Consider the following 12,895-nt stretch of genomic DNA (forward strand, 5'->3'; position numbering starts at 1 on the left):
AAGACACCAAAAGCGAGCTAAATCGCAAGCAAACAGGGAAGATGAACATGGCAGCTCCGGCGCAGAATCTCAGGATCAATGGCGACAGGTTGTGGGACAGCCTGATGGAGATGGCCAAGATCGGCCCGGGTGTCGCCGGCGGCAACAATCGCCAGACCCTGACGGATGAAGACGCGGAAGGCCGCGCCCTGTTCCAGAAGTGGTGCGAGGAAGCGGGCTGTTCCATGGGGCTCGATCAGATGGGCAACATGTTCGCCCTCCGCGAAGGCACCGACCCGGACGCGTTGCCGGTTTACGTGGGATCGCATCTGGATACGCAGCCTACGGGAGGTAAATACGATGGTGTGCTGGGTGTCTTGGGTGGGCTGGAACTGATCCGGACGCTGAACGACCTGGGGATCAAGACAAAACATCCGATCGTCGCCACCAACTGGACAAACGAAGAAGGCACGCGTTACGCACCGGCTATGCTATCCTCGGGCGTGTTTGCAGGGATGCACACGCAGGATTGGGCATATAACCGCGAAGACGCTGAGGGCAAAAAGCTCGGGGATGAGTTGAACCGTATCGGCTGGCGAGGCGATGAAGAGGTGGGCGCCCGCAAGATGCATGCGTTCTTTGAGCTGCATATCGAACAGGGGCCGATCCTTGAAGCCGAAGGCAACGATATCGGCGTCGTCACCCATGGACAGGGGCTGAGTTGGACGCAGATCACGGTAACGGGCAAGGATGCTCATACCGGATCGACACCGATGCCGATGCGCAAGAATGCCGGGCTGGCCATGGCGCGGATCCTGGAAAAAGTCGACGAGATCGCCTGGTCTCATGCTCCGCATGCGGTGGGTGCGGCGGGGCATATCGATGTCTATCCGAACTCACGCAATGTGATCCCGGGCAAGGTGGTGTTTACGGTCGATTTCCGCTCGCCCGAGCTGGAGGTGATCACCGACATGGAAAACCGCCTGCGGGTGGCTGCCGAGGATATCGTTGACGAGATGGGCCTTCAGATCGAATTCGAGAAAGTCGGTGGGTTCGATCCGGTGAAATTTGACGAAGCTTGCGTGTCTGCCGTGCGAAACGCAGCCGAACGGCTGGGCTATTCGCACACCGATATCATTTCGGGTGCGGGGCATGACGCCTGTTGGATCAACCGGGTTGCTCCGACCGCGATGGTCATGTGCCCCTGTGTTGATGGGCTGAGCCATAACGAGGCCGAGGAAATCAGCAAGGAATGGGCGGCAGCCGGGGCGGATGTTCTGCTGCACGCCGTGGTCGAGACTGCCAAAATCGTGGAATAGGGGGCGCTGCCCCCGTCGCCCCGAGGGCGACTCCCCCGGGATATTTTTGGCCAGATGAAGCAAGCGGCGTAGACCGCATCAGGGAGTTCAAAATGAGTACTGTTATCAAAAACGGAACCGTTGTCACTGCGGACCTGACTTACAAGGCGGACGTATTGGTCGACGGTGGCGTGATCACCGAAATCGGTATGAACCTGACGGGGGATAAGGAGCTGGACGCAACCGGCTGTTTTGTGATGCCGGGCGGGATTGATCCCCATACCCATCTCGAAATGCCGTTCATGGGCACTTATTCCAGCGATGACTTTGAAAGCGGGACGCGGGCGGCCTTGGCCGGCGGCACGACGATGGTTGTCGATTTTGCTCTTCCCAACCCTGGTGAAAGCCTGCTGGATGCACTGAAACGTTGGGACAACAAGTCGACACGGGCGAATTGTGACTATTCGTTCCACATGGCGGTGACCTGGTGGGGAGAACAGGTGTTCGACGACATCAAAACCGTGATCGAGACGCGCGGTATCAACACCTTCAAACATTTCATGGCCTACAAGGGTGCGCTGATGGTGAATGATGATGAGCTGTTCGCCTCGTTCAAGCGTCTTGCGGAGCTTGGCGGTACTGCCCTGGTTCATGCCGAGAACGGGGATGTGGTGGCAGAACTGAGTGCCAAGCTGCTTGCCGAAGGGAACACCGGCCCCGAAGCACATGCGTATTCCCGCCCGCCGCAGGTGGAAGGTGAAGCCACCAACCGGGCGATCATGATTGCGGACATGGCGGGTGTGCCGCTTTACGTTGTACACACCTCGTGTGAAGAGGCGCATGAAGCTATCCGCCGGGCGAAAATGCAGGGTAAGCGAGTGTGGGGAGAGCCCCTGATCCAGCACCTGACATTGGACGAAAGTGAATACTTCAATCAGGATTGGGACCACGCGGCGCGACGGGTCATGAGCCCTCCGTTCCGGAACAAACAGCATCAGGACAGTCTGTGGAATGGCCTGCAATCCGGAACGTTGAGTGTGGTTGCAACCGATCATTGCGCCTTCACAACCGAACAGAAACGCTTTGGCGTTGGGGATTTCACCAAGATCCCGAACGGCACCGGCGGGCTGGAAGATCGGATGCCGATGCTGTGGACTCATGGGGTCAACACAGGGCGCCTGACGCCGAATGAATTCGTAGCTGTTACTTCAACAAACATTGCCAAGATTTTGAATTGCTATCCTAAAAAGGGCGCAGTTCTGGTAGGTGCAGATGCTGATCTTGTCGTTTGGGATCCTGAGAAATCCAAAACGATCAGTGCCGGTTCCCAGCAATCCTCGATTGATTACAACGTGTTTGAGGGCAAGGAGGTCAAAGGTCTGCCACGCTTTACCCTGACACGGGGACAGGTGGCGGTGCATGACGGTGAAATCCGCACGCAGGAAGGTCATGGGGACTTTGTCGCGCGCGAGGCGAACACTACCGTCAACAAGGCGCTGAGCACCTGGAAAGAGCTGACGGCCCCAAGGCCTGTCGAGCGGACGGGAATTCCGGCGACCGGTGTTTGATCAGTTGGGGCGGCCTTGCCGGCGGCCCTGGCACCACTCTTCTCAAGGCAATAAAATGAACACTGAAAGCACGACCCGGCCTGTCATCGAGGCAAGGCAGCTAGACCTGACATTCCAGACCAACGATGGGCCAGTACACGCCCTCAAGGACGTGAACCTGACAATTGAAAAGGGCGATTTCGTCAGTTTCATCGGTCCGTCCGGTTGTGGCAAAACCACCTTTCTGCGCTGCATCGCAGCCCTTGAGATACCTACGGGCGGGACGCTGACCGTCAATGGCATGACCCCCGATGAGGCGCGTCGAAACCGGGCGTACGGGTATGTCTTTCAGGCTGCGGGCCTTTATCCCTGGCGCACAATTGCCAAGAACATAAAACTGCCTCTTGAGATAATGGGATTCACCGCTGTCGAACAGGATGAGCAGGTGAAGAGGGTACTGGAACTTGTTGATCTGGAAGGGTTTGGCGGCAAGTTTCCCTGGCAGTTGTCGGGCGGGATGCAGCAGAGGGCCAGTATCGCGCGTGCCCTTGCCTTCGATGCGGATATCCTGCTGATGGACGAGCCGTTCGGGGCGCTGGATGAGATCGTGCGGGACCACCTGAACGAGCAGCTTCTTGAGCTCTGGGCGCGGACGGAAAAGACGATCGGATTCGTGACACACTCCATTCCCGAGGCGGTTTACCTGAGCACAAAGATCGTGGTGATGAGCCCGCGGCCTGGGCGGATTGCTGATGTGATTGACAGCCCGTTGCCCAAGGAGCGGCCGCTGGATATTCGTGACACTCCGGAGTTCATTGAGGTCGCGCATCGCGTCCGGGAAGGTTTGCGGGGTGGGCATTCCAATGACGACTAAGCTGAATGCGGATAGGATCCGGCGCGCGGTTCCAGGTGATGTGCCAGCCTGCGCCAGGGTTGTTCATGACTGGGTCACGCAAACAGACTGGATGCCCGATGAACTGCCGGTAGAAGAGCTGGCGAAACTGATCAGCGACGCATTCGACGACCGTGAAATGTGGGTCGCCGGTGATCCGGTCGATTGCTACATGTCAGTGGACCCGGCACAGAACAAAATCGGTGCGCTGTATTGCGGCCGGAGGGGACAGGGTATCGGCAAGCGCTTTGTCGACAAAGCAAAAGAGGGCCGCGATTTTCTCTGTCTGACGACGCACCGGCCCAATACATCGGCGCAACGCTTTTATCGCCGCGAAGGGTTCGAAGTGACGGCCGAAGAGCCCCCCGTGCCGCCGGATACCGTGCCTGTCTATAGGATGGAGTGGCGTGCATGAAGCAGGTCATTGCCGTATTCACCGTCGTCGCCGCAATTGTTCTGTTCTGGTACGTGGCCTGCATTCCGATGAACATAAAGGGCGTGTTGACCGAACAGGAACGTGCGGGGGCCGTGGTGCAGCCGCCATCCGCCAAGGACCGGCGTGACATGTCCGAGGTTGGTCTTGTTTTGAACAACGCCTTCGCCATCCCGGCCACGTGGGAACAGGACAGGCCTCGACTGCCGGCCCCGCATCAGGTCGCCATCGAGATGTGGGAGACGACGGTCCAGAAAAAGATCACCTCGAAACGGTCGCTGATCTATCACGGCTGGGTCACGCTGAGTGCTACGATGCTGGGATTTGCGATTGGCACCGGGCTGGGCATTCTGCTCGCAGTCGGGATCGTGCATAGCCGCGTGATGGATTTGTCGGTCATGCCCTGGGCGATTGTGAGTCAGACTATTCCGATCATCGCGCTTGCGCCGATGATCATTGTTGTTTTGTACTCCATTGGTATTCAAGGGATCATTCCCAAGGCGATCATATCGGCCTACCTGAGTTTCTTCCCGGTTGTTGTTGGCATGGTCAAAGGATTGCGCAGTCCTGATGCGATGCAACTGGACTTGTTGCGGACGTATAACGCAAGCCGGTCTCAGGGTTTCTGGAAGCTGCAATTGCCTGCGTCGATGCCGTATCTGTTCACGTCGCTCAAGATTGGGATCGCTGCATCGCTGGTCGGTGCCATTGTTGGTGAGCTTCCGACAGGCGCCGTCGCAGGTCTGGGCGCGCGGTTGCTTGCCGGCAGCTATTACGGGCAAACGGTACAGATCTGGTCGGCCCTGTTTGCTGCAGCCATTCTGGCGGCGTGCCTGGTCGGGCTGCTGGGGCTGATTGAACGGGCCGTACTGAAACGGATGGGGATGGCGCAATGATACTGGTTTTCTGTGCTATCCTGCTTTGGCTTTTTGGCTGGTGGTTGAACAGTCGGTTGGCCAGTGGGCCTTACGCCGATACCCGAATGGTGCGGTTTCTGGCCCCCTTGATCTTTGGGCTGACTGTCATCGGGATCTGGGAACTTTTGGTGCGCGGCCTTCAGGTTCCACTGGTCATCCTGCCAGCGCCATCGGTGATTGCGGTGCGGTTTGCGGACAGCCTTCCGATCCTGTGGGCTGACTTTGTGCAGACCATCATCAAGGGCGCGTTAAGCGGCTATGTCATCGGGTGCTTTGCGGCCTTTCTGATGGCGATTGCGGTGGATCGCTGGGATTTCCTGCGTCTGGGCCTGTTGCCGGTCGGCAATTTCGTGGCCGCCCTGCCGATTGTCGGGACCGCCCCCATTCTGGTGATGTGGTTCGGGTTTGACTGGCATTCCAAAGCGGCGGTGGTGGTTGTGATGGTGTTCTTTCCGATGCTCGTGAACACCGTGGCCGGGCTGCGTGAGGCCACCTCGATGCAGCGCGACCTGATGGAGACTTATGCCGCAACCTATTGGCAGAGCTTTTTGAAGTTGCGACTGCCTGCGGCGATGCCCTTCATTTTCAACGGGCTGAAGATTTCCACCACTTTGGCGCTGATCGGCGCTATCGTGGCTGAGTTCTTCGGTTCACCGACACTTGGTATGGGGTTCCGGATATCTACCAGCGTCGGGCAACTGTCATTAGACATGGTCTGGGCCGAAATCGTTGTTGCGGCACTCGCAGGTACAGCTTTTTATGGTCTGGTGGCGGGGGTCGAAAAAGTGGTGACCTTCTGGCACCCGTCACAGCGCGGATAAAACAAGGAAATCAACAGACCCCGAAATTGGGGCACAACAAGCAACTAGGAGAATTGAAGATGAACAAGCTACTCAGCGGGGCGGTTGCCGCCTTTGGTCTGGCAGCCAGTGCGGCGCTGGCTGCGGACGAGGTGACATTGCAACTGAAGTGGGTCACGCAAGCACAATTCGCGGGCTACTACGTTGCCAAGGACAAGGGCTTTTACGAAGAAGAGGGGCTGGACGTCACCATTCTTCCCGGCGGACCTGACATCGCTCCGACGCAAGTGATTGCAGGCGGTGGCGCTGATGTCACCGTCGAATGGATGCCCGCCGCGCTTGCTGCTCGTGAAAAAGGGCTGCCGCTGGTGAACATTGCTCAACCGTTCAAAAGCTCTGGCATGATGCTGACCTGCTGGAAAGACGCCGGGATCTCGTCGCCCGAGGATCTCAAGAACCGCACGCTGGGTGTTTGGTTCTTTGGCAACGAGTTTCCGTTCATGAGCTGGATGAGCCAGTTGGGCATCAGCACTGATGGCAAAGGCGAAAACGGCGTGGAAGTTCTGAAGCAGGGCTTTAACGTGGACCCGTTGCTTCAGCGTCAGGCGGATTGCATCAGCACCATGACCTACAATGAATACTGGCAGGTCATTGATGCCGGTGTCAGCCCGGATGAACTGGTGACCTTCAAGTACGAAGACCAGGGCGTGGCGACGCTGGAAGATGGTCTTTACGTTCTGGAAGAGAACCTGAGCGATGCGGCCTTCACTGACAAGATGGAGCGGTTCGTTCGCGCGTCCATGAAGGGTTGGAAATATGCGGAGGAGAATCCAGACGAAGCGGCGGAAATCGTTTTGGAAAACGATGCAACCGGTGCCCAGACGGAAGAACACCAAAAGCGTATGATGGGTGAGATCGCCAAGTTGACCGCAGGGTCGAACGGAGCGCTGGACCCGGCTGATTTCGACCGCACTGTCAACACTCTGCTGGCAGGCGGTTCCGATCCGGTTATCACCAAAAAGCCCGAAGGGGCTTGGACGCATCAGATCACCGAAGCTGCGCTGAATTAACTTCAGCCCTCTATTCACGAATTGAGACGCGGTCCCAATCGGGGCCGCGTTTTTCATTTAGAATGCCGGATATGTGTCTGTACTCAAACCAAAAACAGAGTATTATTTGCTTGTAAAAGAGCGCATTTCGTACGGAATGCAGAAAAAGTGGAAAAAAATGCAGGGATTTGCATCAGAATTCAATTCTGCGATCGCTCTGATCTTTGAGGGAGACTCAGAGCTTTGGGCGATTGTGCTGTTGTCCCTTAAAGTATCCGTGTTTGCGGTTCTGATTTCTGCCCTGATTGGCATGCCTGTCGGTGCTTCTTTGGCTGTGGCCCGGTTTCCGGGACGGCGGATGCTGATCGTTCTGATGAACGCCTTGATGGGGTTCCCACCCGTGGTTGTGGGGTTGCTGGTCTATCTGATGCTGTCCCGTTCTGGCCCGCTGGGTGTGCTCGAGCTTTTGTATACCCCGACGGCAATGATCATCGCTCAGGTCGTGTTGGTCACTCCTATTGTTGCCGCGCTGACCCGACAGGTGGTCGAAATGCTGGCCGAGGAGTACTCTGAACAGTTGCGATCACTGGGCGTGTCACGGCTTGCATCGGTCCCTGTGCTGCTGTGGGATGCACGGCTGGCATTGGTCACGGCCTTGCTTGCGGGGTTTGGGCGCGCCATTGCCGAGGTGGGCGCGGTGATCATTGTGGGCGGCAACATCAACCATGTTACGCGCGTGATGACCACAACCATCGCGCTGGAAACCTCGAAGGGAAATCTGGCGCTGGCACTGGCCTTGGGGGCAATCCTGATTGGGATAGCGGTGGCCGTGAACGCGATGGTGAGCGCGGTCAGCCTGCGCGCCGAACAGGAGGGGGTGCGCCATGCGTGACCTGCTCTGCGACATGGTGAATTGCCTGAAGGTCGAGAACCTGCAAATCCGCAGTAGTGGCAAGGCGTTGTTGGACGTCTCGTCATTGGTATTGGATGGGCCGGGGCCAACCTTGATCCTTGGTCCCAACGGTGCAGGCAAAAGCCTGTTGCTGCGCTGTCTGCACGGGCTGATCACTCCGGATCGGGGGCAGGTCGTCCAGGATGGAAAACCTCTTGGCGCGGCACAAAAAGCCCGCCAGGCCATGGTGTTTCAGAAACCGGTTCTACTGCGTCGATCAGTTGCGGCAAACCTTGACTTCGTTCTAAAGCGTCAAGGCATGGGGCGAACGGCACGAAAGGCCCGCATCGCCGAATTGCTGACCGAAGGCGGGCTGGACGGCAAGGCCAGACAACCCGCGCGATCATTGTCCGGAGGGGAAGCGCAGCGGTTGGCGATTCTACGGGCGCTGGCATTGAGCCCCGAGACTTTGTTTCTGGACGAGCCCACCAGCGCACTGGATCCAAGCGCGACCCAGATGATTGAACGAATGATATTACGGGCTTCGGCTCGGGCTGTGCGGGTCGTGATGGTGACGCATGATATCGGTCAGGCAGGCCGTTTGGCCTCGGACGTGGTCATGATGCAGGGCGGACATGTCGTGGAACACGGTGCGGCAAAACAGGTTTTGGATTCTCCCGAAAGCGATGCGTCGCGCCGCTATTTGGCGGGCGGATTGGTTACCTGAAAAAGAGAAAGAGGAGAGTGTGATGTTCCGGAAACCAATTCGGGCAGCGGTGATAGCTTTGGGCCTGTTGACCAGCGCGGTTTCAGCAGAAGAACCATTTATTGTGGTGCAGTCGACAACGTCAACGCAGAACTCGGGACTGTTGGATTACATCCTGCCGTGGTTCGAAGCCGAATCAGGTATCGATGTTCGTGTTGTGGCAGTGGGCACCGGTCAGGCCATTCGCAACGCCATCAACGGGGACGGGGATGTTCTTTTGGTTCACTCCAAACCGGCCGAGGAGAAGTTCGTTGCTGACGGTTGGGGCGTGGAGCGGAAGGATCTGATGTATAATGATTTCGTTCTGATAGGCCCCAAGTCTGACCCTGCTGGAATTCGCGGCGGCACCGATGTGTTGGCCGCGCTCTCAAGAATCGCCGAGGCTGAAGTTCCGTTTGCATCTCGCGGTGACGACAGCGGAACGCACAAGGCCGAGCTGGGCCATTGGTCCGCGGCCGGGCTGGACCCTGCCGAGGCTTCAGGTGCTTGGTATCGCGAGACCGGATCTGGTATGGGGGCGACGCTGAACGTGGCCAGTGGAATGGATGCCTATACGCTGACGGATCGGGCCACGTGGTTGTCTTTTGGAAACCGGGGAAACCTTGGCGTTCTGGTCGAGGGGGATCCGCGCCTGTTCAATCAATACGGTGTGATCCTCGTGAATCCTGAAAAACACCCGCATGTGCGGGCAGCTGCCGGTCAACGCTTTATCGACTGGCTGACGGGGCCGGACGGGCAGGAGGCGATCGCGTCGTTCAGGCTGGACGGGCAGCAGGTGTTCTTTCCGAACGCCCAATAGCTGGCCTGCGGCAGAAGTACCATGACAAGGAACAAGGTGGGTGATGGTTCACCCGCTGGCACCGTTGTGGTGTATCGTGCCCAGGTCTGACAGGTCGTAGCCACCGAATTCACGGGCCCTTTGCGCAAATTGATCCGAGCGCAGCAGCGTTATCAGTTTTTGCATTGGCGGATCAAAATATGACCTGCGCCAAATCGCCAAATCCAACCTCTCGGAATGGGTGGGGACGAAGCCCAGGTTGTAAAGCCCTGCCAAAGCACCCAACCCAAAGCCAACCTCGGCCTTTTGGTCGTGAAGGGCGATGGCCAGTTCCTCTTCGGTGCGTGCGCAGCCGGGGGTTACGTCCAGATCGTCTCGGCACATGCCACGTGCTTCAAGCTGTGTTTCGAACAGGCGTTGGCTGGCTGCACTGTCCTGACGCATGATCAGGCGGCGCGACTTGAGATCTTCGAATGATTTGATATCCGATACGTCCGGGGCAAGAAGCAGCCCGCGCTTGCGCCGGGCGACTTCGTACAGGATCACCGGTGCTTCGCCAAGGGCGCCCCGAAGAGAGTCTTTGTTGAACCCTCCATCTTCGTGGATGTGCAACACCGCAGCCTGTGCGTTGCGTTCACTCAGCCTTGTCAGCCCGTCAAAAGAACCGTCGTAATAGGTGGCAAGCCCCGAACCGCTTTTGCGCAGCGCCCAGTCCAACAGGGGATCGTGGCTGCCGGCAACAATCTGGGGCAGGGGCGGTTCGGCAACCTGTGGACCGGATCGCGAAGCGTTGAGCCAGGCAAGAACCTCGGCGCGCGGGAACAGCAGTTTGCCCATGGCGCGCACGCAGGGCACCTCGCCTGACGAGGCGAGATCATAGGCTTTGCGCTCGCCAATGCGCAGCAGATCGGCCAGTTCGCGGGTGGTCAGGTATTGCGACATTCAGTCGAGGCGCACGGCAGAGCCGGACGTGGCGTCGGCGGCGCTGAATCCGATCTGCTCCAGCACAAAAGGCGCTGCTACTGCAATGACGACCATTGCGGCGACTGCGGCAAGAAAGGCTTTCATGGTCTCCTCCAGTTCAGTTCCGGGCACCCGTTGCGCGGCGTAGAAAAGCAATAAGATCGTGACGATCCTGAGCTGCCGTAATTCGCTGCATCGGCATCTTAGACCCCGGAATGTAATGGTCAGGCCCTTCGTCGAAAAGAGCATTTATTGTTTCGTCATTCCAAATGATGTCAGAGCCTTGCAGCGTGTCCGAGTATAAATATCCGGGCGACGTACCGGCCCGTCTGCCGAAAACCCCGTATAAGGTAGGACCTGCGCGGCGTTCGCTGTCGGGTGTCAGGCTGTGGCAGATTGAACATTTGCGCGCGAACTGACGCTCACCATTGTCCATCTCGTCAGGGTTTTTGAGGAAACTCGGCTCTGCTGCCGCCATTTGTTGCTGGTCGGAAAAGGCGGTTACGGGCCAACTGTACATGGCCTCGTCTATTCCGCCCGCATGGATGTTTTCACCATCGACGGAAAAGGCCAGGGCCCAGACTGGCCCTCGCAACGTCGCGCGAAAATCCCGCGTGATACGCCATTCGGCGGTATCGATGACCATGATATAACCTTCGCCGTCACCCACGGCGAGAAGCCTGCGATCCGGGCTGAGTGCCAAGGCAAGGATGGGTCGGCGATCCAGCGTAAAATCACGTTCTTCACCCGTGGAAAGGTCCAGTATTCGGGTCACGCCATCAACAGCACCGTAAGCGATCCAGTTGTCTGGTTCATTCAGGACCAGTTCATTGATGCCGAACCCGTGTTCGATGAGACGGGTGATCTCTTGTCCACTCATCACGTCCCAGATGCGCAGCGATCCATCCATACCTGCCGAATAAAGCTGCGTGCCGTCAGAAGAAAACACCACGGCGTTCACACCGCTTCCGGTTGGCCCAAGAGTAGTGGGGCCGGTTCCGTTTACGGGCCACACCCCGATTGTTCCGTCCCAACTGGCGGTCGCAACGTGTGTCTTGGACGCTGCCAGACCAACGATCTTGCCCTGATGGCGCCCAATCACGTCACCACCGGGCCACTTGCGCAGAGTGAAGTCATCTCCGGCGGAATAGATGGCAGTACCATTGAAGGCAACGGCGTTCACGGCAGCTTCATGACCCTCCAGCCATTCGGGGTTCTGATCAGCCCATAGCCCGACGGAATTGTCGAAACTGGCAGTTGCGATACGCCCGTCCGGGGCTGTGGCGATTCCCATGATTGGGCCGCCGTGCCCTTTGAGTGTGAAGAATTCGGCCAAGGCGGGCAGCGGGATCAGCGCCAGGGCCAGAACCAGCCCCCGCATCTATTCAGCGGGTGAGGCGGCGGCCTTGCCTGCCTCTTTTTCCTGAACTTCCTCCAGCCACAGCGAGTGGTGTTCGCGCGCCCATTGTTCTTCGACCTCGCCGGTGCCCATGGCGTCAAAGGCGCCCTCCATTCCGACAGAGCCGAGATAGATATGCGCCACGATGATCGCAATGAACACATAAGCCACCATCACATGCCAGACTTGGGCGTATTGCATCTCTTCCTGCGGCGACATCTGCACCGGCAGGTTCAGGCCCATCATTTGCGGAATACCGGTCGAATTGGCGATCTGGAAGGTTTTTGCAAACAAGGGCATCTCGAACGGGAACAACAGCGACAGACCCGACAGGCTAATCGATGCGCCCAGCAGGATGCACGCCCAGAAGATGATCTTTTGGCCCGCGTTGAACTTCTTTGCCGGCGGGTGGCTGTTCTTGGTGAATAATCCGCCGCCTGCGGCCAGCCATTTCAGATCCACGCGGTTGGGGATGTTATGGGCGATCCAGTTTACCGTGACGATGATCAGGCCAAGCATGAAGGCCCAGGCCAGATTGTTGTGCAGCCACTTGCAACCTTGCGCAATGGTGGCAAACCCTTCCTTCCCGAACAGCGGGATCAGGAAGTCACGCCCGTAAAGCGTCAGCAGGCCAGTTGCACCAAGGATCAGGAACGACCCCGCAAAAAGCCAATGACCAAACCGTTCAAACCCGTTGAAACGCGTGACCGTACGGCCGGTTTTTTCACCGTCGATGCGTATTTTGCCACGGATCAGGAAAAACAGTAGGATGATACCCAGCATCCCGGCAACGATATAGGTGCCGTATTCGCGTAGTGGCCCGGTGCGGAAGTTCAGCCACCACATGCCGCCATCCTGAATCAACACGCTCGCCGCAGGGCCATGCGACGACACCTTCACATCAGCCGAGCCGTAGCGCAATGCGCGGTACACGTCGCTGTCCGAGGCCACGCCGCGCGTGCCAAGCTGGCCCAGCAACCCCTCTGCATTGCCCTGACCGGTATTCTCAGAGCGATAGCTGTTGTCGACATTCTCACCACGTTGCCGGGCAAGAATATCTTCCAGGGTTGTCGCTCCGCCGGTCGAGGTGCGCTCATCCGCCGTGGGTTCAGAGGTCTCTTGCGCCCATGCGGCTCCGGTTAGAAAAATCGAAACGAGCAGGTACTGAATCAGGCGCATAGG

General features: G+C 58.0%; 14 protein-coding genes. 10 read left to right on the forward strand and 4 right to left on the reverse strand.

All coding sequences use genetic code 11. The features are described 5' to 3' along the window. Window positions 1-47 precede the first annotated feature (47 nt). The 10 genes from AC2FFA_RS00865 to AC2FFA_RS00910 all read left to right on the forward strand — a co-directional run bounded on the left by AC2FFA_RS00865 (window position 48) and on the right by AC2FFA_RS00910 (window position 9,372). Window positions 48-1,298 (forward strand): Zn-dependent hydrolase, encoded by a 1,251-nt coding sequence (locus AC2FFA_RS00865; RefSeq protein WP_496849413.1) that lies wholly within the window; start codon window positions 48-50, stop codon window positions 1,296-1,298. 92 nt (window positions 1,299-1,390) lie between these two features. Continuing rightward, window positions 1,391-2,845, forward strand: coding sequence for a dihydropyrimidinase (gene hydA / locus AC2FFA_RS00870; RefSeq protein ID WP_117869267.1), 1,455 nt, complete (start codon window positions 1,391-1,393; stop codon window positions 2,843-2,845). Between the two features lie 55 nt (window positions 2,846-2,900). Beyond that, window positions 2,901-3,698, forward strand: a complete 798-nt coding sequence (locus AC2FFA_RS00875) for an ABC transporter ATP-binding protein (RefSeq protein WP_117869266.1) — start codon at window positions 2,901-2,903, stop codon at window positions 3,696-3,698. Then, window positions 3,688-4,131, forward strand: a complete 444-nt coding sequence (locus AC2FFA_RS00880; RefSeq protein WP_299896287.1) for a GNAT family N-acetyltransferase — start codon at window positions 3,688-3,690, stop codon at window positions 4,129-4,131. The genes AC2FFA_RS00875 and AC2FFA_RS00880 overlap by 11 nt, the downstream gene beginning before the upstream one ends. Beyond that, the gene (locus AC2FFA_RS00885) at window positions 4,128-5,045 is read left to right on the forward strand and encodes an ABC transporter permease (protein WP_117869265.1); all 918 of its coding nucleotides are present in this window, start codon (window positions 4,128-4,130) and stop codon (window positions 5,043-5,045) included. Before AC2FFA_RS00880 ends, AC2FFA_RS00885 begins: the two co-directional genes overlap by 4 nt. Further along, window positions 5,042-5,887 carry an ABC transporter permease gene (locus AC2FFA_RS00890; RefSeq protein ID WP_496849416.1) on the forward strand — a complete coding sequence of 282 codons (846 nt, stop codon included), beginning with the start codon at window positions 5,042-5,044 and terminating at the stop codon, window positions 5,885-5,887. The genes AC2FFA_RS00885 and AC2FFA_RS00890 overlap by 4 nt, the downstream gene beginning before the upstream one ends. 59 nt (window positions 5,888-5,946) lie before the next feature. Next, on the forward strand, window positions 5,947-6,936 hold the full coding sequence (locus tag AC2FFA_RS00895) for an ABC transporter substrate-binding protein (protein ID WP_171613730.1): 990 nt from the start codon (window positions 5,947-5,949) through the stop codon (window positions 6,934-6,936). A gap of 157 nt (window positions 6,937-7,093) precedes the next feature. Next, window positions 7,094-7,807 carry an ABC transporter permease gene (locus AC2FFA_RS00900; RefSeq protein ID WP_496849418.1) on the forward strand — a complete coding sequence of 238 codons (714 nt, stop codon included), beginning with the start codon at window positions 7,094-7,096 and terminating at the stop codon, window positions 7,805-7,807. Next, on the forward strand, window positions 7,800-8,534 hold the full coding sequence (locus AC2FFA_RS00905; protein WP_496849420.1) for an ATP-binding cassette domain-containing protein: 735 nt from the start codon (window positions 7,800-7,802) through the stop codon (window positions 8,532-8,534). The genes AC2FFA_RS00900 and AC2FFA_RS00905 overlap by 8 nt, the downstream gene beginning before the upstream one ends. 22 nt (window positions 8,535-8,556) lie before the next feature. Further along, complete coding sequence (locus AC2FFA_RS00910; protein ID WP_496849422.1) at window positions 8,557-9,372, forward strand: ABC transporter substrate-binding protein; 816 nt, start codon at window positions 8,557-8,559, stop codon at window positions 9,370-9,372. Between the two features lie 48 nt (window positions 9,373-9,420). On the opposite strand, the gene AC2FFA_RS00915 is transcribed toward AC2FFA_RS00910, so the two are convergent. Genes AC2FFA_RS00915 through AC2FFA_RS00930 form a run of 4 tightly spaced genes read right to left on the reverse strand, consistent with a single transcriptional unit; the run spans window position 9,421 to window position 12,892 of the window. Continuing rightward, window positions 9,421-10,293, reverse strand: coding sequence for a substrate-binding domain-containing protein (locus AC2FFA_RS00915; protein WP_496849424.1), 873 nt, complete (start codon window positions 10,291-10,293; stop codon window positions 9,421-9,423). After that, the gene (locus AC2FFA_RS00920) at window positions 10,294-10,419 is read right to left on the reverse strand and encodes a hypothetical protein (protein ID WP_256369669.1); all 126 of its coding nucleotides are present in this window, start codon (window positions 10,417-10,419) and stop codon (window positions 10,294-10,296) included. Window positions 10,420-10,432: 13 nt separating this feature from the next. Continuing rightward, on the reverse strand, window positions 10,433-11,695 hold the full coding sequence (locus AC2FFA_RS00925; protein WP_496849426.1) for a c-type cytochrome: 1,263 nt from the start codon (window positions 11,693-11,695) through the stop codon (window positions 10,433-10,435). After that, window positions 11,696-12,892, reverse strand: a complete 1,197-nt coding sequence (locus AC2FFA_RS00930; RefSeq protein ID WP_496849427.1) for a formate dehydrogenase subunit gamma — start codon at window positions 12,890-12,892, stop codon at window positions 11,696-11,698. Window positions 12,893-12,895: the final 3 nt, after the last annotated feature.

This window comes from Ruegeria sp. YTSB088 (genome assembly GCF_059609825.1).